The sequence below is a fragment of the Frankia sp. CgKIO3 genome (assembly GCF_977946435.1).
Window position 1 is genome coordinate 1 of the sequence record NZ_CDWTMO010000028.1, and the last position, 17,735, is coordinate 17,735.

Annotated in this window: 20 protein-coding genes; 3 read left to right on the forward strand and 17 right to left on the reverse strand. The window is 69.2% G+C overall.

Going from position 1 to position 17,735, the window contains the following annotated elements; translation table 11 throughout:
- The 5 genes from AC08OJ_RS05405 to AC08OJ_RS05425 form a co-directional block, all read right to left on the reverse strand.
- On the reverse strand, positions 1-435 hold a 435-nt coding region (locus AC08OJ_RS05405), incomplete at its 3' end, for a YkvA family protein (RefSeq protein WP_476595200.1).
- A 104-nt stretch (positions 436-539) separates the two neighbouring features.
- Positions 540-2,387 (reverse strand): 3-hydroxyacyl-CoA dehydrogenase family protein, encoded by a 1,848-nt coding sequence (locus AC08OJ_RS05410; RefSeq protein WP_476591856.1) that lies wholly within the window; start codon positions 2,385-2,387, stop codon positions 540-542.
- A gap of 226 nt (positions 2,388-2,613) precedes the next feature.
- Complete coding sequence (gene nucS / locus AC08OJ_RS05415) at positions 2,614-3,276, reverse strand: endonuclease NucS (RefSeq protein WP_476595201.1); 663 nt, start codon at positions 3,274-3,276, stop codon at positions 2,614-2,616.
- Positions 3,277-3,360: 84 nt separating this feature from the next.
- Positions 3,361-4,011 (reverse strand): hypothetical protein, encoded by a 651-nt coding sequence (locus AC08OJ_RS05420; RefSeq protein WP_476595202.1) that lies wholly within the window; start codon positions 4,009-4,011, stop codon positions 3,361-3,363.
- Positions 4,012-4,236: 225 nt separating this feature from the next.
- The gene (locus AC08OJ_RS05425; protein WP_476591854.1) at positions 4,237-4,602 is read right to left on the reverse strand and encodes an STAS domain-containing protein; all 366 of its coding nucleotides are present in this window, start codon (positions 4,600-4,602) and stop codon (positions 4,237-4,239) included.
- A gap of 316 nt (positions 4,603-4,918) precedes the next feature.
- Here AC08OJ_RS05425 and AC08OJ_RS05430 point away from each other — a divergent pair, with 316 nt between their 5' ends.
- A complete protein-coding gene (locus AC08OJ_RS05430) occupies positions 4,919-5,305 on the forward strand; it encodes a hypothetical protein (RefSeq protein ID WP_476595203.1) in 387 nt (128 codons plus the stop codon).
- 119 nt (positions 5,306-5,424) lie between these two features.
- Here the strand turns inward: AC08OJ_RS05430 and murA are convergent, their stop codons facing one another.
- The gene (murA, locus tag AC08OJ_RS05435) at positions 5,425-6,699 is read right to left on the reverse strand and encodes a UDP-N-acetylglucosamine 1-carboxyvinyltransferase (protein ID WP_476591852.1); all 1,275 of its coding nucleotides are present in this window, start codon (positions 6,697-6,699) and stop codon (positions 5,425-5,427) included.
- Between the two features lie 243 nt (positions 6,700-6,942).
- Between murA and AC08OJ_RS05440 the strand changes: the two genes are divergently transcribed.
- Entirely contained in the window at positions 6,943-7,515 is a 573-nt protein-coding gene (locus AC08OJ_RS05440) for a cob(I)yrinic acid a,c-diamide adenosyltransferase (protein ID WP_476591851.1), read from the forward strand.
- 207 nt (positions 7,516-7,722) lie between these two features.
- Positions 7,723-8,064 (forward strand): type II toxin-antitoxin system PemK/MazF family toxin, encoded by a 342-nt coding sequence (locus AC08OJ_RS05445; protein WP_476595204.1) that lies wholly within the window; start codon positions 7,723-7,725, stop codon positions 8,062-8,064.
- Between the two features lie 95 nt (positions 8,065-8,159).
- Here the strand turns inward: AC08OJ_RS05445 and AC08OJ_RS05450 are convergent, their stop codons facing one another.
- The 11 genes from AC08OJ_RS05450 to AC08OJ_RS05500 all read right to left on the reverse strand — a co-directional run bounded on the left by AC08OJ_RS05450 (position 8,160) and on the right by AC08OJ_RS05500 (position 17,638).
- Positions 8,160-8,417 carry a F0F1 ATP synthase subunit epsilon gene (locus AC08OJ_RS05450; protein WP_476591849.1) on the reverse strand — a complete coding sequence of 86 codons (258 nt, stop codon included), beginning with the start codon at positions 8,415-8,417 and terminating at the stop codon, positions 8,160-8,162.
- Complete coding sequence (atpD, locus tag AC08OJ_RS05455) at positions 8,417-9,850, reverse strand: F0F1 ATP synthase subunit beta (protein WP_476591848.1); 1,434 nt, start codon at positions 9,848-9,850, stop codon at positions 8,417-8,419. Before atpD ends, AC08OJ_RS05450 begins: the two co-directional genes overlap by 1 nt.
- A 252-nt stretch (positions 9,851-10,102) precedes the next feature.
- Positions 10,103-10,999, reverse strand: a complete 897-nt coding sequence (locus tag AC08OJ_RS05460; RefSeq protein ID WP_476591847.1) for a F0F1 ATP synthase subunit gamma — start codon at positions 10,997-10,999, stop codon at positions 10,103-10,105.
- Between the two features lie 3 nt (positions 11,000-11,002).
- A complete protein-coding gene (atpA, locus tag AC08OJ_RS05465; protein ID WP_476595205.1) occupies positions 11,003-12,661 on the reverse strand; it encodes a F0F1 ATP synthase subunit alpha in 1,659 nt (552 codons plus the stop codon).
- A gap of 53 nt (positions 12,662-12,714) precedes the next feature.
- Positions 12,715-13,557, reverse strand: coding sequence for a F0F1 ATP synthase subunit delta (locus tag AC08OJ_RS05470; protein WP_476591845.1), 843 nt, complete (start codon positions 13,555-13,557; stop codon positions 12,715-12,717).
- Between the two features lie 2 nt (positions 13,558-13,559).
- The gene (locus tag AC08OJ_RS05475) at positions 13,560-14,138 is read right to left on the reverse strand and encodes a F0F1 ATP synthase subunit B (RefSeq protein WP_476591844.1); all 579 of its coding nucleotides are present in this window, start codon (positions 14,136-14,138) and stop codon (positions 13,560-13,562) included.
- 19 nt (positions 14,139-14,157) lie between these two features.
- Positions 14,158-14,406: an ATP synthase subunit c family protein gene (locus tag AC08OJ_RS05480; RefSeq protein ID WP_462186548.1), complete on the reverse strand. Its 249-nt coding sequence runs from the start codon at positions 14,404-14,406 to the stop codon at positions 14,158-14,160.
- A 72-nt stretch (positions 14,407-14,478) separates the two neighbouring features.
- Positions 14,479-15,369: a F0F1 ATP synthase subunit A gene (gene atpB / locus AC08OJ_RS05485; protein WP_476595211.1), complete on the reverse strand. Its 891-nt coding sequence runs from the start codon at positions 15,367-15,369 to the stop codon at positions 14,479-14,481.
- A gap of 373 nt (positions 15,370-15,742) precedes the next feature.
- Complete coding sequence (locus AC08OJ_RS05490) at positions 15,743-16,036, reverse strand: AtpZ/AtpI family protein (RefSeq protein ID WP_476591842.1); 294 nt, start codon at positions 16,034-16,036, stop codon at positions 15,743-15,745.
- A 13-nt stretch (positions 16,037-16,049) separates the two neighbouring features.
- Positions 16,050-16,532, reverse strand: a complete 483-nt coding sequence (locus AC08OJ_RS05495) for a Cg1360 family ATP-synthase-associated protein (RefSeq protein WP_462186547.1) — start codon at positions 16,530-16,532, stop codon at positions 16,050-16,052.
- The gene (locus AC08OJ_RS05500) at positions 16,529-17,638 is read right to left on the reverse strand and encodes an MraY family glycosyltransferase (RefSeq protein WP_476591841.1); all 1,110 of its coding nucleotides are present in this window, start codon (positions 17,636-17,638) and stop codon (positions 16,529-16,531) included. Before AC08OJ_RS05500 ends, AC08OJ_RS05495 begins: the two co-directional genes overlap by 4 nt.
- Positions 17,639-17,735 lie beyond the last annotated feature (97 nt).

Consider the following 17,735-nt stretch of genomic DNA (forward strand, 5'->3'; position numbering starts at 1 on the left):
CCTCTCGCCCGTCCACCGCACCCGCCCGCCGACCCGCTCGAAGCCGGCCATCACGAGCGAGCGGGCGAGCTTGGCCTTGCGCACGGCCCCCGCCGGACTCGCCAGGGCGGACGACGCACTGATGAGCAGCTGGAAGCCGCGATCGCTGCCACGCCAGTGCTCACGCAGGATCGGCTCCCCGGCTCCGACAGCCAGCCGCCGGAAGGCGAACGCGATGACCGCAACGTCGTCGAGCTGACCCACCACCGGAATCGCGTTGGTCAGCCGGTTCTTCGGCGACACGAGGTACGCGAGCGCCGCGGCGGCCTCCACCTTCGCGGACTGCGGGACCCGCGGATCGGCGACGACCCGCCGCAGCAGCTGGACCAGATCGGGAAGGAACATCGTGACCTCCCGACCGAACGCTCGCATGGCGTCCCTGTCGAGCACGACCATCGCCGCTCCAGCCTCCTCCCGCGCGAATCGGGATTTCCCGCCGACCGTCGACATTTTAGTCCGCGCGGACAGAAGCGATCTTGTGCTCAGCGCGGCGGGTGAGCTCAGCGCGGCGGATGGTCGAGGAATCCCCGGCCGGTCTTGCGTCCCAGGAACCCGGCCCGAACCAGCTGTTCGAGCAGGGGTGCCGGGGCGTAGCCGGGCTCGCGGAACTGCGCGTACAACGAACGCGTGATCGCGAGCGTGACGTCGAGGCCGACCACGTCGGCGAGCGCGAAGGGGCCCAGCGGATGGCCGCAACCGACCGTCATCGCCGTGTCGACGTCCTCGATCGTCGCGTAGTGCGCCTGGAGCATCTTCACCGCGTCGTTGAGATAGGGGAACAGCAGCGCGTTGACGATGAACCCCGCCCGGTCGGCGCAGAACACCGGATGCCGCCCGGCCACTCGGGACAGCGCCAGGACCGTGGCTGTCACGTCATCGCCGGTGAGCACCGTGGGCACCACCTCGATCAGCTTCATCGCCGGGGCCGGGTTGAACCAGTGCATACCGATGACGTCCTGTGGCCGGCTGGTGGCCGTGGCGCATTCGATGACCGGCAACGAGGACGTGGTAGTCGCCAGCACGGCGCCGGGCGCCGCGATCTTGTCCAGGTCGGCGAACAGCTCCCGCTTCACCGCCAGGTCCTCCACCACCGCCTCGAGCAGCAGGTCGCAGCGGCCGAGCTCACCCAGATCGGTCGTGCCGCGCACCCGAGCCAGGGCCGCCAGCCGGTCGGCGTCGGACAGCCGCCCCCTGGCCACCGACGCCGACAACGACGACTCGATCTTCACGAGGGTGGCGGCGAGGGTGCGCTCGCTCCGGGCCCGCAGGAGGACGTCGTGCCCGGACCGGGCCAGCACCTCCGCGATGCCGCCCGCCATCGTGCCGCTCCCCACGACGCCGACCGAGCGCACCGGGCGGCCCCGCCTCGGGCGGTCGGCGAGCGGATCGACCGCGTCGACCACCTCGGAGGAGTCCGGTGCCGCGTAAGTGTAGAAACCACGACCGCTCTTGCGGCCCAGCAGGCCCGCGCGCACGAGCTGGCTCAGCAGCGGTGCCGGAGCGTGCAGGTGGTCACGGGACTGCCGGTACATCGAGTTGAGGATCTCGTGGGCGGCGTCCAGACCGATCAGATCGAGCAGGGCGAGCGGGCCCATCGGATGCCCGCACCCGAGCCGCATGGCCGCGTCGATGTCCTCCCGGGCCGCGTACCGGGCCTCGAGCATGCGCACGGCGTTGTTGAGATACCCGAACAGCAGCGCATTGACGATGAAGCCCGCCCGGTCCTCCGCGACGACCGCGGTCTTCCCCACGTCGTTGACCAGGCCGATGACCCCGGCCAGCACGGTCGGGTCGGTGACGACCGTGCGCACGACCTCCACCAGGCGCATCACCGGCGCCGGATTGAACCAGTGGGTGCCGAGCACCCGTTCCGGGCGGGCGGTGCCCGCCGCGAGTTCCGTCACCGACAGGGAGCTGGTGTTCGTCAGGAAGACGGTGGTCGGGGGGCAGATCTCGTCGAGTCGGGCGAAAAGCGCCTGTTTGGCGCTCATCCGCTCGTCGATCGCCTCGATCACCAGCTCGCAGTCGGCGACCGCCGCGAGCTCGGTGCCGAGACGCAGGCGGGCCAGTACGGCCTCCCTGGTCGCGTCGTCGATCTTGCCGTGGCGGCCCGCGCGGTCGAGGGAGTGCTCGACCCGGGCCCGGCTGCGGGCGAGCGCGTCGGCGTCACGCGCGATGCCGACGACCTCCAGACCGGCCTTCGCCAGCACCTCGGCGATGCCCGCGCCCATGGTGCCGAGCCCCACCACCCCGACCCGGCGGTGTCTCACAGCGTCGTCCCGGCTGTTCTCCGGCTTTTTCTCCGGGTTCGTGGCCGGCCCGGTTCCCGATGCGGGCCTCTCGATCATGCCCAGGCTCCTCTACTTCGGCACATCTACTTCGGCACACGGGCCCCGGGCGACAGGTAGGCGTCGCGGGCCGGGCGGTGTCAGACGGCGAACGCCGCGATCCTCCCATATTCTCGAGACGCCGGCCCATGATCGCGCTGCGGGAACGGACCGGCCGCCGGCCGGGGACGCCGGCCGGGCGGCCGTCGCAGGTTCGGCGGACCGGGCGGGTTCGGCGGAAGCGCTTTCAGAAAAGCGTCGGAATGGACGGTTCGAGGCCCCGCAGCTCGTCATAGTCGACGATGGCGCAGCCCAGCCCCCGGTCGGCCGCTAGCAGCCGAGCCTGCGGGGTGATGGACTGCGCCGCGAGAATGCCGCGCACGGGATGCGGCAACACCGGGTCGGCCTCCAGGCGGACAAGGTACCGGGTCAGCTGCTCCACCCCGTCGATCTCACCCCTGCGTTTGATCTCGACGGCGACCGTTGAGCCGTCCGCGCCGCGGCACAGCAGGTCGACCGGCCCGATGCCGGTCTCGTACTCGCGGCGCACCAGGGTGAGTCCGGGCGCGATCGCGTCGGGCCGGTCGGCGAGCAGCACCTGCAGATGCGCCTCCACCCCGTCCTTGCGCAGACCGGGGTCGACGCCGAGGTCGTGCGTGGAATCGTGCAGCACCTGTTCGAGGGTGATGACGAGCTGCTCGGCCGCGCGGTTGGTGACCCGCCAGACCCCGTCCGCCTCGGCGATGACGCACGGGGGGCTCATCCAGTTGAGCGGCTTGTACGCCCGTCCGTCGGCGTGGATCGAGACGGATCCGTCCGCCTTGACGAGTACCAACCGGACGGCGCTCGGCAGATGTGCGGTGAGCCGACCGACGTAGTCCACGCTGCAGCGAGCGATGACGAGCCGCATGACGTCACGCTATCGCGGCCGTTGTCGAGGGCACAGACCGACCGTACGACGTCGAGGGTGCCCCGGAGACCATGGCGGTGCAGGTCACCCGGTGCAGGGCGGCGGGGAGACCTTCCACAGGGTGATCAGAGCGCGCGGAAGCACGTCACAGGCCCGCGGGCCGTTGCGGACAATCGTCCAGGGCCCAGCGCCGGTCCGCCGCCACACGTGCGGGTCGACCGGCGGCGTGGCCGGCCCCTGGACCTCGATGCGACCGATCGCCCAGTACTCGTCGTGCGCCGCGTCAACGCCCTCGACGGCGCCGAAGTACATCCCGTTCACGATCGTCACCTGCCGGGCGGAGATAGTGGAAGCGCCCCCGGCCGCCTTGATGGAGTCGGCGACCGTCCACGACAGCGCGAGCCGCAGGGCATCCGGATCAGGCTCATCGAGGACCCGCATCTGATGGGCCGTGCCTGGTCGGCGCGCACCCTCCCACGGGACGGTCCGCAACGCGGGGGTCAGCTCCGGGGCGGGCGAGGTGGCGGTCTGAGGCGCATGCACGGTGGCGGACTGCCGGTCCGCGGTCACGTAGCCGATGGCCACGCCGAGCAGGACCGCGACCACGAACGCCACCGGGACCAGGACCGACCGGTACTCGCGCACCCCGGCCAGCCCGGCGGATCGCGCACTCCGATCGCCAACGGCATTCACCCGCGCGGGCACCTCCACGTCCTGCACGCCTCCGTCCGGCATCACACCCTGCCAAGAGCCGGGCCCGTCACCCGAAAGCAGTACCCGATCAGCAGGTACCCGGCAAGCATGCCGCATCGCGTGTCCGCCCGGCGCACGGGCGCGCCTGAGATGACGGTGCGCAGCCACCCTGGTTCGTTTCGCTCCGGGTGCCGTCCCGATCGGGACGGAGCCCTTCCTGACGGGCCTGGCGGGCGGTCGAACGGATGAGCCGCCCGGGCAGCCCGCTCAGGCGTGGCCGACGTGGACCAGGTCGGCGGCCTCCTCGAACCGCAGCAACCCACCCAGCCGGTCCGCCACGAGCAGGCGTTCAAGCGAGCTCGGCACATCGACCAGCACCATCGAACGGCCTGCGGCACGGGCTCGGCGAGCGCCGCCGAGCAGCACCCCCAGCGCGGCATGATCGCCGAGCTCCAGGCCCGCGACGTCGACGCGCAGCGGCCCGCTCCCATTGTCGATCGCCGCGTGCAGCAGGGAGCGTAGTGTCCCCACCGTCCGTACATCCACCCGGCCAACCACGCGGGCCGTCTGCGCGCAGCCGGCCCGCGTGTCCCCGGAGCACTCCAGACTCACCACGTTCACGCCGATGTTCATGTGATCTCCCGTCCCGGCCGTCCGACGCTCCCTCTGTCGTGACGCCGTTGCTACCAGCTATCCGCGCCGATCGCGGGTAGCACTCAGGTGCGGCTCGCCCAGGGCGGACCGCGACATACCCCCTCGTCTCCATCGGACTGTCGCCGTTCGGCCACAGGGAGGTCGGGCCGGTTACCTTGATGGTGGCAGCAGTCGGCGGGCGATGTTTCCTCTGTCGGATTCCGTGGAGGTGTCGCGGCCCGAATCCATGTCCGCCGCGAGGATGTCTGGGACGATGCAAGGTGGCGTCGAAGAGCAGCACGATCGGAGGTGCGGGATGACCGGAACGGCCGGGGCGTTTCTCCTCGAGCCGCTGATCGCGCTGCTGGCCGTCGGCCTGCTGATGGCGATCGGGCGCTGGGCTCATGCTCCGGCACGGCCGCGGCCTGCCGGTTCCGTCCCCGGCCACGACTTCGGTCTGCTCGTCCCGGTGGTCACCGTGGACACCCCCGCCGAGATCACTCGGCTCCGCGCGGCGCTGTGGGCGCGGGGCATCCGCTCGATCTGGGCCACGGCACCGGCCAGTCCGATCCGCATCGACGCCGCCGGGAATATCATCGCCCGGCCGCGGGACCGCCGCCACGTACTCGTGTTCGGCACGGACGCGAACCGAGCCGCCCGTGCCCTCGTGAACCTGCTCGGCTCGCGCCAGCCGCCCACCTGACCCCGCCGGCCGGGCCGGCGGATCACGAGGCCGGTGGGATCAGGCCGACGCCAGCGGGATCAGGCCGAGGCCGGTGAAATCAGGTCGAGACTGGTGAAATCAGGTCGAGACTGGTGAAATCAGGCTACGGCGCGGTCGGAGACCCGGCGGATGTTGGCGCCGAGGTCCGTCATGTTCTCGACAAACCGGGCGTATCCCCGGTCGATGTGGTGGACGTCGCCTACCTCGGTGACGCCGTCCGCAACCAGGCCGGCGAGCACGAGACCCGCGCCGGCCCGCACGTCGGAGGCCGTCACCCGGGTGCCGGACAGCCGCGGGGTTGGCCGGACGATGACGTGGTGGCCGTCCGTACGCAGGTCGGCGCCGAGTTTGTGCAGCTCGCGGCAGAAGACGAACCGGCTGTCGAAGACGTTCTCGGTGATCAGGGAGGTACCCCGGCTGACCGACTCCAACGCGATGATCTGCGGCAGCAGATCGGTCGGAAAGCCGGGGTACGGCAGCGTCACCACGTCGATCGACCGGGGTCGTCCCCGTCCGACGACCCGGAATCCGTCGTCCCGGACGTCGACCTCGGCACCGGCCTGCACCAACTTCTCCAGGACGATGCCGAGATGAGCGGCCTGACCATGCCGGATTAGCACGTCGCCGCCGGTCATCAGGGCGCCGATGGCGTACGTGCCGGCAACGATGCGGTCCGGCACCGTCCGGTGTTCCACCGGGGTGAGGTGGTCGACCCCGTCGATGATCAGTGTCGACGATCCCGCGCCGTCGATGCGCCCGCCCATCGCCGTCAGCATCGCGCACAGGTCGGCGATCTCGGGTTCCTGGGCGGCATTGTCGATCACCGTCGTCCCCTTGGCGAGAACCCCGGCCATCAACAGGTTCTCGGTGGCGCCCACGCTGGGGAAGTCGAGCCAGATCGAGGCTCCCTGCAGCCGGCCGGAGCAGCGCGCGACGAGGACTCCGGACTCGACGTCGACCAGCGCACCGAGTTTGGTCAGACCGTTGACATGAATGTCGAGCGCGCGCGATCCGATCGCGTCTCCACCGGGCAGGGCGACCCGCGCCTCCCCGCGGCGGGCGACCAGCGGACCGAGCACCGCCACCGACGCCCTGATCTGCCGCACCAGTTCACCATCGGCCGCGATGCCCGGAGCCTGGGGAACCTCAATGCTCAGCCACCCGCCGGCGGCGTCCCGCTCGACGGTCGCACCGAGCCCCGCCAGTACCTTGGACATCACCGACACGTCCAAGATGTCGGGAACGGCGGACAGCATCGTCCGGCCCGCGGCCAGCAGGCTCGCGGCCATCAGCTTCAACACCGAGTTCTTCGCGCCCGGGACGGCGACCTCGCCGGCCAGCCGGGTACCGCCTGTCACAACGAAGCGCTCCACGAACCTCGATGCTAGGTCCTGGCCTGAAGATCTTCACCGCCACCCGCCGGACCGACCGGCGCAACCCTGCGCGGTCGCCTCATTTCGCTGCATCGGGCGGGAGGACGGACACCCCGTCGTGGGTGCGGATAAACGGCTCGAGCCGCTCGTCCCTTCGGCCTAGTCCCCGACGACGCGACCGCGCTCTACGCCCGGATCTGACAACCCGGGCCGCGCGGTCAACGACTGCCTAGAGTCGTCCCCATGGCAGTGCACCTGACTCGGATCTACACCCGCACCGGGGATGATGGTACGACGGCGCTGGGCGACATGTCGCGGGTAGCGAAGACCGATCCGCGGCTGGCTGCCTATGCCGACGTAGATGAGGCGAACGCCGCGATCGGCGTGGCACTTGCCCTCGGCGGGCTTCCCGACGAGCTGCGGGCGGTGCTCGGCCAGGTCCAGAACGACCTCTTCGACGTCGGCGCGGATCTGTGCACCCCGGTCGACCCGGCGCCGGCCTACCCACCCCTGCGGATCACCGAGGCCTACGTGGAACGGCTCGAGGAGGCGTGCGACCGTTTCAACGCCGGCCTGCCGAAGCTGGCCTCCTTCATTCTTCCGGGAGGGACTCCCGGGGCGGCGCTGCTGCATGTCGCCCGCACGGTCGTCCGCCGGGCGGAACGGTCCATCTGGGCCCTCCTCGAGGCCGAGCCGGACCGCACCGGCCCGCTGCCGGCCCGCTATCTCAACCGACTGTCGGATCTGCTGTTCATCCTCGCCCGGGTGGCGAACCCTGAGGGGGACGTGCTCTGGCGCCCCGGGGCGCACGCCTGAGACCCGCTCAATACCTGAGGGTCGACAAGTCAGTCAACCGAATTGTAGACTGACGATCATCGACGAGGCCGTCGAGGCCTACGAGCGCGAGCTGTTCTGGCGCGGCTTCGAGGAGGGGTACGACCGCCTCGCGGCCGACCCGCTCGCCTGGGACGAGCTCGGTGCCGAGCGCTCCGCCGAGGCGGGGGCGCTGCGGGACGGCCTGGAGTGATCTCACCTCGCCCCGGCAAGGTATGGCTGGTCGACTTCGGTGAGCCGATCGGCCACGAGCAGGGGTTGTGTCGTCCGGCGGTGGTCGTGTCCGCCGACCGGCTCAACCGCATCCGGGCCGGGCTGTCCATCGTCGTACCCGTCACCAGAACCCGCCGCGGGCTGCCCTCCCACGTCGAGCTCGCGCCCGGCGGCACCGGTCTGCGCGAGACAAGCTACGCAAAGGTCGAGGACGTGAAATCGGTGTCCCAGCAGCGCTTCGGTCGCCGGCTCGGCGTCGTGGATCCTGATCATCTGCTGCGGATGACCGAGGCCCTGCAGTTTCTGTTAGGTAGGTAGAGCCTGTTAGGTAGGTAGAGCCTGTCGCGGACCTGTGACGTGACGCGAAAGGCGCGTCCCCCGATGCGGGGAACGCGCCCTTGGCCGCAGGAAACTCAGGTCAGCTTCGCGGTCTCGGCAAGGATGCTGACACCCTGGTGTGTCACCGAGATGAAGCCGCGGTCCACCGAGGCCGAGATCTCCCGGCCACCGGTCTTGACCCGGACCGTCCCGCCCGGCGCCAGCAGACCCAGCAGCGGCACATGGCCGGGCAGCACGCCGAGATCACCGTCGGTAGTCCGGGCGACGACCATGTCGGCGTCGCCGGACCACACCTCCTGCTCGGGCGAGACAATCGCCACCCGGATCGGCATTACAGGTTCTCCGCGTTCTTCTCCGCGTCCTCGATGCCACCGCACATGAAGAACGCCTGCTCCGGCAGGTGGTCGAAGTCGCCCTGGGTGAGCCGCTTGAACGAGTCGATCGTCTCGTCGAGCGGGACGAACTTGCCGGGGATGCCGGTGAACTGCTCGGCCACGAAGAACGGCTGCGACAGGAACCGCTGGATCCGCCGCGCCCGGTTAACGAGGATCTTGTCCTCTTCGGAGAGCTCATCGATACCGAGGATGGCAATGATGTCCTGCAGGTCCTTGTATCGCTGCAGAATCCGCTGCACCTCACGGGCCGTGTCGTAGTGCTCCTGCCCGAGATAGCGCGCGTCCAGGATCCGGGAGTTGGAGTCGAGCGGGCTCACCGCCGGGTAGATACCCAGGTCGGAGATGGCCCGGTCGAGCACGGTGGTGGCGTCGAGGTGGGTGAACGTCGTCGCCGGCGCCGGGTCGGTCAGGTCGTCCGCGGGCACGTAGATGGCCTGCAGCGAAGTGATCGAGTGGCCCCGGGTGGAGGTGATGCGCTCCTGGAGCACACCCATCTCGTCGGCCAGCGTCGGCTGGTAACCGACGGCGCTGGGCATCCGGCCGAGCAGCGTGGAGACCTCGGATCCGGCCTGGGTGAACCGGAAGATGTTGTCGATGAACAGCAGCACGTCCTGCTTCTGGACGTCCCGGAAGTACTCGGCCATCGTGAGCGCGCCGAGCGCGACCCGCAGCCGGGTACCCGGCGGCTCGTCCATCTGGCCGAACACCAGCGCGGTGTCCTCGATGACGCCGGCCTCGGTCATCTCCAGGAACAGGTCGTTGCCCTCACGGGTGCGCTCGCCGACCCCAGCGAACACCGAGACGCCACCGAACTCCTTGGCGACCCGACGGATCATCTCCTGGATGATGACGGTCTTGCCGACGCCGGCACCGCCGAACAGGCCGATCTTCCCACCGCGCACGTACGGCGCGAGCAGATCGATGACCTTGATGCCGGTGGTGAACATCTCGGTCTTCGACTCGAGCTGGTCGAACGCCGGCGCCAGCCGGTGGATCGGCCAGCGCGTCTCGGCCTCGATCTGCTTCACGTCGAGCGGCGTGCCGAGCACGTTGAACACGTGGCCCTTGGTGGCGTCGCCGACCGGGACCGAGATCGGCGCGCCGGTGTCGCGGACGGGCGCGCCCCGGACGAGACCGTCGGTCTGCTGCATGGAGATGGCCCGCACGGTGTTGTCACCGATGTGCTGGGCGACCTCGAGCGTCAGCGTCTCGTCGCCGATGGTCCGGTCGACCTGGAGTGCCTGATAGATCTCGGGAAGCTCGTCGGGAGCGAACTCCACGTCGACGACCGGTCCGATGACTCGGGCGACCCGGCCGATCCCCGGGGTCCGGCCCTCCACCGTGGCTGGCGAGCTGGTGGTGACGGTCATGGCGTCCTCAGTTTCCCATCAATGCCCGTCGCCGCAGCCTCGGGCTCGCGTTCGCTGGCACCTGGGGCGGAGCGGTTCGCGTCGTGCGCGCTCCGCCTTCGGCGTCGTCCTTCTGCGTTCTGTTGTCGATGTCCGCATCGGTTCCGCTCGGTGTCACCCATTGTGGTCACCCATTGTGTCCGGCGGCGTGAAGACGGGAATGGCGATGACATCGCTCGACATCGCTCCCGCTCCTCGCGCCGCCCGCCCACGTCAGGCTCCCGAGGCCAGGGCGTTGGCGCCACCGACGATCTCGGAGATCTCCTGGGTGATGGCGTCCTGCCGGGCCCGGTTGGCCTGCCGGGTGTATCTCTTGATGAGGTCCTCGGCGTTATCCGTGGCTGACTTCATAGCCCGCTGCCGCGCCGCCGACTCCGACGCCGCCGACTCGAGCAGCGCCGCGTAGAGCCGGCTTTCCACGTAGCGGGGCAGCAACGCGTCAAGCACCCCCTCGGCGGAGGGCTCGAACTCGTACTGGGGCAGCGGGCCGCCGCGCGGCGGTTCGTCGGTCTCGGTGAGCACCATCGGCAGCAGCCGGCGGGCGACCGGCGTCTGGGTGATGGCGCTGACGTACTCCGTGTGGACGACGTGGATCTCGTCCACTCCGCCGTTCTCGCTCGTGTCGATGAAGGCCGCGATGAGCGCGTCCGCGACCGACTTGGCGTCCGCGTACGACGGCTGCTCGGAGAAGCCGGTGTACTCGCCGCTCATCGCACGACCTCGGAAGCGGTAGTAGCCCGTCCCCTTGCGGCCGACGACGTGCAGGTCGGTCTCCTTGCCCTCCGAACGCAGCAGCTCGACGAGTTCGCCGGTGCGCCGCAGCGCGTTCGAGCTGTACCCGCCGGCCAGCCCCCGGTCGCTGGTGATCACCACGACCGCGGCCCGGGTCGCCCCGGGCCGCTCGGTGGTGAGCGGGTGGTCGATCGTGGTCTGCGCCGCGACCGCCTCGATCACCCTGGTGATCTCCTCGGCGTAGGGGCGGGCGGCGGCGACCCGCGCCCGCGCCTTGGCGATGCGGGAAGCCGCGATCAGCTCCATCGCTCGGGTGATCTTCTTCGTCGACTGCACCGACCGGATGCGCCGCCGGTACTCACGAAGCTGGCCCGCCATGGGTCAGCCCTCGTCGTCTTTGTGCACCGCGGGTCGGTGCACCGGGATCGACTCCTGCCGCACCAGCCCCGGGTCGAGCGGGCTCGGCACCGGCTCGTTGACCAGCGGCTGGCCGTCGGACAACGTGAACTGGTTCTTGAACTCCGCGATGGCCGGCTCCAGCACGGCGATCGTGTCGTCACTGAGCTTGCCGGTGGTCACGATCGCGTCGTACACCTGCGGGTAGGACCGGCCGACGAAGTCGAGGAACTCCGACTCGAAGCGACGGATGTCCGCCACCGGCACGTCGTCGAGCTTGCCAGTGGTCCCGGCCCAGATCGACACGACCTGGCGCTCGACCGGGAAGGGCTGGCCCTGCGGCTGCTTGAGCAGCTCGACCAGGCGGGCGCCGCGGGCGAGCTGGTCCCGCGAAGCCTTGTCCAGGTCGGAGCCGAAGGCCGAGAACGCCTCGAGCTCGCGGTACTGGGCGAGGTCCAGCCGCAAGCGGCCGGCGACCGACTTCATCGCCTTGACCTGCGCGCTGCCGCCGACCCGGGATACCGAGGTGCCGACATTGATGGCCGGGCGGACACCCTGGTTGAACAGGTCGGACTCCAGGAAGATCTGCCCGTCGGTGATCGAGATGACGTTCGTCGGGATGTAGGCCGAGATGTCGTTGGCTTTCGTCTCGATAATCGGCAGTCCGGTCAGTGACCCGCCACCGAGCTCGTCAGAGAGCTTGGCACAGCGCTCCAGCAGCCGGGAGTGCAGGTAAAACACGTCACCCGGGTAGGCCTCCCGGCCCGGCGGGCGGCGCAGCAGCAGCGAGATCGCCCGGTATGCCTCCGCCTGCTTGGACAGATCGTCGAAGACGATGAGCGCGTGCTGGCCGTTGTACATCCAGTGCTGGGCGATCGCCGAGCCGGTATAGGGCGCGATGTACTTGGAGCCCGCCGGCTCGTCGGCCGGCGCCGCCACAATCGTGGTGTAGGCCAGCGCGCCGGCCTCCTCGAGGGTGTTCACCACCTCGCGGATCGTCGACTTCTTTTGGCCGACGGCCACGTAGACGCACTTGACCTGCTTCGACGGGTCGCCAGAGGCCCAGTTGTCCCGCTGATTGATGATCGTGTCGATGGCCACCGTCGTCTTGCCGGTCTGCCGGTCACCGATGATCAGCTGACGCTGACCGCGACCGATGGCCGTCATCGCGTCGATCGCCTTGATGCCGGTCTGCAGGGGCTCCTTCACCGGCTGGCGCTGGACGACCGTCGGCGCCTGCAGTTCCAGCACCCGGGAGCCCTCGGCCACGATCTCCCCGAGGCCGTCGATCGGCCGCCCGAGCGGGTCGACGACCCGGCCGAGGAAGCCGTCACCGACGGGGGCGGAGAGGATCTCGCCGGTGCGGCGGACCTCCTGCCCCTCCTCGATGTGCTCGGAGTCACCCAAGAGGACGGTTCCGATCTCACCGACCTCGAGGTTCAGCGCGAGCCCCAGAACGCCGCCGTGGAACTCCAGCAGCTCGTTGGTCATCGTGTGCGGAAGACCCTCGACCCGGGCGATGCCGTCACCGGTGACGACGACCCTGCCGACCTCCTCCCGCTCACCGGAGGTGGCCTGGAAGGAGTCGACGTACTCCCGGAGGGCGTCGCGAATCTCCTCCGGCCGAATGGACAGCTCAGTCATCGCTTTGTCCTTCATGGCTGGCATGGATCTGGTCGGGACTGGTCACGGCGCTCCTACCGAAGCAGGCCGCGCCGGGCGGTGGTGAGCCGGCGGAGAACGCTGCCGTCCACCACCTCGTCGCCGACCCGCACGACGACACCGCCGAGAACAGTTGGGTCAAGATCGGTCTGCAGCTGGATCTGCCGGCCGAAGTAGCCGCTGATCGCGTCGCGCAGGCGCTCAACCTGGCCGGCGTCCAACGGGATCGCGGTACGCACGACGGCCACCACCCGACCGCGCCGGGCAGCCGCGATGCGGCTGTAGTGCTCCAGCCGACCCGCGACGTCGCCCTGCGCCCGGTCGGCCACCGCCTGCTGAACCAGCTGGACAGTGACCGGGTGCACCCGCCCAACCAACAGCCGGTTCACCAACACGGCCTTCGCCGAGGCCGGCGCCGCCGGGTCGGTCAGCGCCAGCGCGAGCTGTGGGTTCTGGTCCAGGATACGGCCGAAGCGGAAAAGCTCGTCCTCCACCTCGTCGAGCGCACTGGTGACGTCAGCCTGAGCGAGTAGCGCCTCGACACTGAGCTCCTCCAGGGCCTGACGCAGGTCCCCCGGCCGCGACCAGCGGCTCTGCACCACGCTGTCGACCACTTTCAGGGTGGGCTCGCTGACCTGGCCGGCCAGCAGCCGGCGGGCGAGCCCGACCCGCGACGACCCCGGGGCCCCCGGGTCGGTCAGTGCCCGGCGCACCGTCGCTTCCCGCCCGATCAGGGCGGCGACCGCACGCAGTTCCTCGGCGATCCGGTCGGCGTCGGGAACCCGCGCGGCCCGTCGCGGGCCACCCACCGGGATCGCCGTCACCTGGTCGAGAACGGCACGGGCCACTGCCAACGAGCGTCGGCTGGCGCCCTCCACCGTCAGCCTCCCAGCCCGGACGCGGTGCTGGCCGGCCGCGGCCCGGTCTCCAGACCCGCGATGAAGTCGTCGACAAGCTGACGCTGCCGGGCGTCGTTCTGCAGCTCATGCCCGACTATCTTGGTGGCGAGCTCGACCGCGAGCGTGCCGACCTCGCGCCGGACCTGGGCGACGACCTGCGACCGCTCGGCCGCCAGCGACGCCTCGGCCCGATCGCGCAACTCGGCGACCTCCCGCTGGGCGTCGGTCCGTAGTTCGTCGATGATTACCCGCGCCTGGGCGTGCGCATCCTCCCGGATACGGGCCGCCTCGGCACGCGCCTCGGCGAGCTGGGCACGGTACTGCTCGAACAGCGCCTGCGCCTCACGCTGGGCCTGCTCGGCCCGACGCAGTCCGCCCTCTACGCGTTCGGTCCGATCGGCGTAGGTCTTGCGGATCTGCGGATAGATCTTCCAGAAGAAGAATCCAACCAGGACACCGAAGGCCAGCAGCCCGACGATCAGTTCAGACAACGGCGGCACGAGGACGTTTTCCTCGTGCGTGCCCACTTCCTCGGCGGCGAGGATGACAGAGGAGTACACCTGATATCCCTGTGCCGGATCAGGTGAACACGAAGGGGACGACGAAGCCGATCAGAGCCAAGGCCTCGACCAGCGCGAACCCGATAAGCATGTACCGGAAAGCAACCTGCTCCGCCTCGGGCTGGCGGGCGATCGCCTGGATGCCGAGTCCGAAGATGATGCCGACGCCGATACCGGGACCGAGAGTGGCGATGCCGTAGGCGACCGTCCCGATGTTGCCGCTGATGGCGTCTTCAGCGGCCAGCAACGTGGACGCGGTAAGAGACATCGTGAAATCCGTCCTTCTAAAGTCGGTGCACCGGGACCGTCTCCGCGGTGCGGGTACGTCGAGAGGAAGATGTCAGGCCCGTGCCACCGCCGGTTGCGCCGGCGTGGCAAACGAAGTCGTCTCCGAGCTCGGTTCGTGCCCGTGGACCGGTGGATGGTCCGTGGCGTGATCACCGCCACCGTGCGACGAGATAGCACCGCCGATGTAGGCGGCCGTCAGGATGGTGAAGATGTACGCCTGCAAAAGGTCGATCACCAGTTCGAAGCCGGTCAGGACGACGAACATCAGCCCGGAGAAGATGCCGAAGATGAACTGCGGCTTCGGTAGCAGGTAGTCGGCCCCGAACGCGAACACCAGTAGCAGCATGTGGCCGGCGAACATGTTGGCGAAGAGCCGGATGGCGAGGGTGGCCGGCCGCACGACGAGGGTCGAGAAGAACTCGATCGGCGCCAAGATCAGTTTGACACCGAAGGGCGCGTCCGGTGCTGGTACAAGCATGTCCTTGAAATACGCTCCGGCCCCGTGCTCGCGGATTCCGACCACATTGAAAATGGCCCAGCTGATCAGAGCCAAAATCATCGGCAGAGCAATACGCGAGGTCGTCGGGAACTGGGCCACGGGGATGATGGCCATGACGTTCGAGACCAGGATGAAGCAGAAGAGGATCATCAGGTACGGCGAGAAGACCCGGCCACGCTCCCCGATGACGTCTCGGGAGATCTGCTGGTCGACGAAGTCGTAGATGGACTCGCAGAAATTCTGGAGCCCCCGCGGGACCAGCGCGGCCCGACGGAATCCAAGCCAGAGGAAAAGGCCCACGAAGATCGCGACGAACAGGGTGAGTGCCGACCACTTGTTGAAGTAGAGGTCACCGATCTCAAACCAGTTCTTCGGCCTGAAAACCTCGGAAGTCGGCCCGTGGAAGCCGTCGTCGGCCGCCGCGAACACCGAACCGCTCGACACTTCCGACACCTCCATGATCATTCAACAACGTCAAAGTTCGCAATCACCTACGACCAGGTCGGCCTCACCCTATACGGGTGGGGCCCCTCCGGGTAGAGAAGCGAAAGCCAGGCGGCCACCGCTTGCATCCCGATCCCTACCCTCCACCCACGAGGCCCCGTCAGGGCCCGTCCCAGGCGGAAGCGAAAGGGGACAACCAGCGGCGAGCGGCACCCAGGGCGCCTGCCCGACACCGCCGATGCTATCCGCCTGGACGCCGCGAGGCATCAATTACACACGAGAGATCTTCGACAAACTGTCGAACATCACCGTCCGTAAATTTGATGGCAATTTTGTTACCTAGAGTGACTTGACTTCCATCTACACACCGTCATCAACGGGCACCGAAGCGATAAATGACCAGGTAGAGTGCTCCCGCAATTCCGACAATCAGTCCAATGGGGAAAAAAAGGACTTGAAACCCCAGTAGCCGATCAAGGCCAAAACCGGCCAGTCCCCAGAAGCCGGCTCCCGCCACAAGCGTGCCCACGATGCCCCAGGCCTCGCCGGCGGGCGGCGCCAGTGCGCGGCCCAGGTTGCGACCCGGGCCCTCGGGCACCCGCGAGCCGCCACCGCCGGTCCCGGTCGAGCTCTCCCCCGACCGGTCGTCCGCGCTCTGGTCGGGCATGGAACCCACCTCGTCACCGCCCCTCGACCGGCGCCGGCCCGGCCGCCGGCCCCTGCGGCACGTCCGGCTCGGCCTCGGCGCTCGGCACCGTGGCCGGAATCCCCGGTTCGTAGAACGGCACCCGCAGCCGGGCCGCCGACCACACTTCGGCGCCGACCCAGCACAGCGTGCCCGCCACGATTGACCAGGCGAACGACGGCAGATTCACGGCGGTGGTGCCCTCCAGGGCCACCAGGACGACACCCAAGGTCACGACCTTCACCGCGTAGACGCCCAGCGCGACCGGCAGCAGCGCCGTCGTGCCGATCCGCCGGCCGATCGCCACCAGTGCCACCTTGCCCGCCGCGAAGAAGGTGCTGACCAGGCCAACTCCCAGGGCCGCGCCGAGGAAACCCGCCCCGCCCCGCGCCACCCCGGCAATCACGAGCGTCGGCACGGCCAGCGCGAGCATGGTCCACAGCCCGGCGCGCAACGTCGGCGCCGCGACGCCGGTCACGCCCGCCGCCCCGTACGCTGGGTGCCGAGGAGCAGGGCTACCAGGGCCGCGAGGCCCACTCCGACGGTGGCAACCAAGATTGGCAATGGGGAGTCGGAGAACGACGCGGCGACACCTCCGAACCCGACCAGAGCCGCCCAGAAGTACATGAAGAGAACCGCCTTCACGTGCGAATTACCGATTTCCAGCATACGGTGGTGGAGATGCATCTTGTCCGCCGCGAACGGCGAGCGCCCCGCCCTCGTCCGCCGGACGACCGCGAGCCCGAGGTCGAGGAACGGAACGGCGAGCACGGCCAGGGGTATCGCCAACGGGATCAGCGACGGGTACGACCGTGAGGGTCCAACGTAACCCCCGTAGGCCACCTGACCGGTCACGGAGATCATCGATGCGGCCGACAGCAGGCCGATGAGCATCGAGCCCGAGTCCCCCATGAACAGCCGGGCCGGATTGAAATTGTGCGGCAGGAACCCGATGCAGACCCCGGCGGTCACGGCGGCCAGGAGCGCCGCCGGGGAGGCCCGGTAGAAGCCGTTGATCACTGCGATCTGATAGGCGAAGTAGAAGGTCGCGCCGGCGGCGATCGCCGCGACACCCGCCGCGAGGCCGTCCAGGCCGTCGATGAAGTTCATCGCGTTGATAAGCACGACCGTGGCGAGGATGGACAGCGGGACCGCGGTCTCCGGTCCCAGGCTCAGCGTCGTCTCGCTGTCCCGATCGATCGCGAACGTCCATTGGACACCGAGGAGCACCATAATGCCGGCCGTGGCGACCTGCCCGGCCAGTTTGGTCAGGGAGTCCAGTTCCCATCGGTCGTCGGCGACGCCGAGCAAGCAGATCAAGGTGCCGGCGACGAGCACCGCCCGGATCTCCGACCAGTCCTGGGAGACCACCGACAGGAACGGCAGGCGGTCCGCCACCCCGAACCCGGCGTAGAGCCCGGCAAGCATGGCCAGGCCCCCCAGCCGGGGCGTCGGGGTGGAATGGACGTCGCGGGCACGTACCCCGGCGACGGCACCGATACGCATGGCGAAGACGCGTGCCACCGGCGTGGCGAGAAAGGTCACCGCCGCCGAGACCACGAAGACGAGCAGGTACTCGCGCACCGTCGGGCATCTCCCGCCTGCCGGACCCGAATCCGGCTACTGCCGCCTGCTCACGCCTGCTGCCGCCTACTGACGCGGCTGTGCGGAACCTCTTGAT

Coding starts and splice junctions, on each gene's coding strand:
- AC08OJ_RS05410 (WP_476591856.1), bottom strand. CDS start 2,387: ATGATCGAGAGGCCCGCATCGGGAACCGGGCCGGCCACGAACCCGGAG.
- AC08OJ_RS05425 (WP_476591854.1), bottom strand. CDS start 4,602: ATGAACATCGGCGTGAACGTGGTGAGTCTGGAGTGCTCCGGGGACACG.
- AC08OJ_RS05460 (WP_476591847.1), bottom strand. CDS start 10,999: ATGGCGGGCCAGCTTCGTGAGTACCGGCGGCGCATCCGGTCGGTGCAG.
- AC08OJ_RS05450 (WP_476591849.1), bottom strand. CDS start 8,417: ATGCCGATCCGGGTGGCGATTGTCTCGCCCGAGCAGGAGGTGTGGTCC.
- atpA (WP_476595205.1), bottom strand. CDS start 12,661: ATGACTGAGCTGTCCATTCGGCCGGAGGAGATTCGCGACGCCCTCCGG.
- AC08OJ_RS05490 (WP_476591842.1), bottom strand. CDS start 16,036: ATGCCCGACCAGAGCGCGGACGACCGGTCGGGGGAGAGCTCGACCGGG.
- nucS (WP_476595201.1), bottom strand. CDS start 3,276: ATGCGGCTCGTCATCGCTCGCTGCAGCGTGGACTACGTCGGTCGGCTC.
- AC08OJ_RS05430 (WP_476595203.1), top strand. CDS start 4,919: ATGACCGGAACGGCCGGGGCGTTTCTCCTCGAGCCGCTGATCGCGCTG.
- atpD (WP_476591848.1), bottom strand. CDS start 9,850: ATGACCGTCACCACCAGCTCGCCAGCCACGGTGGAGGGCCGGACCCCG.
- AC08OJ_RS05440 (WP_476591851.1), top strand. CDS start 6,943: ATGGCAGTGCACCTGACTCGGATCTACACCCGCACCGGGGATGATGGT.
- AC08OJ_RS05420 (WP_476595202.1), bottom strand. CDS start 4,011: ATGCCGGACGGAGGCGTGCAGGACGTGGAGGTGCCCGCGCGGGTGAAT.
- AC08OJ_RS05480 (WP_462186548.1), bottom strand. CDS start 14,406: ATGTCTCTTACCGCGTCCACGTTGCTGGCCGCTGAAGACGCCATCAGC.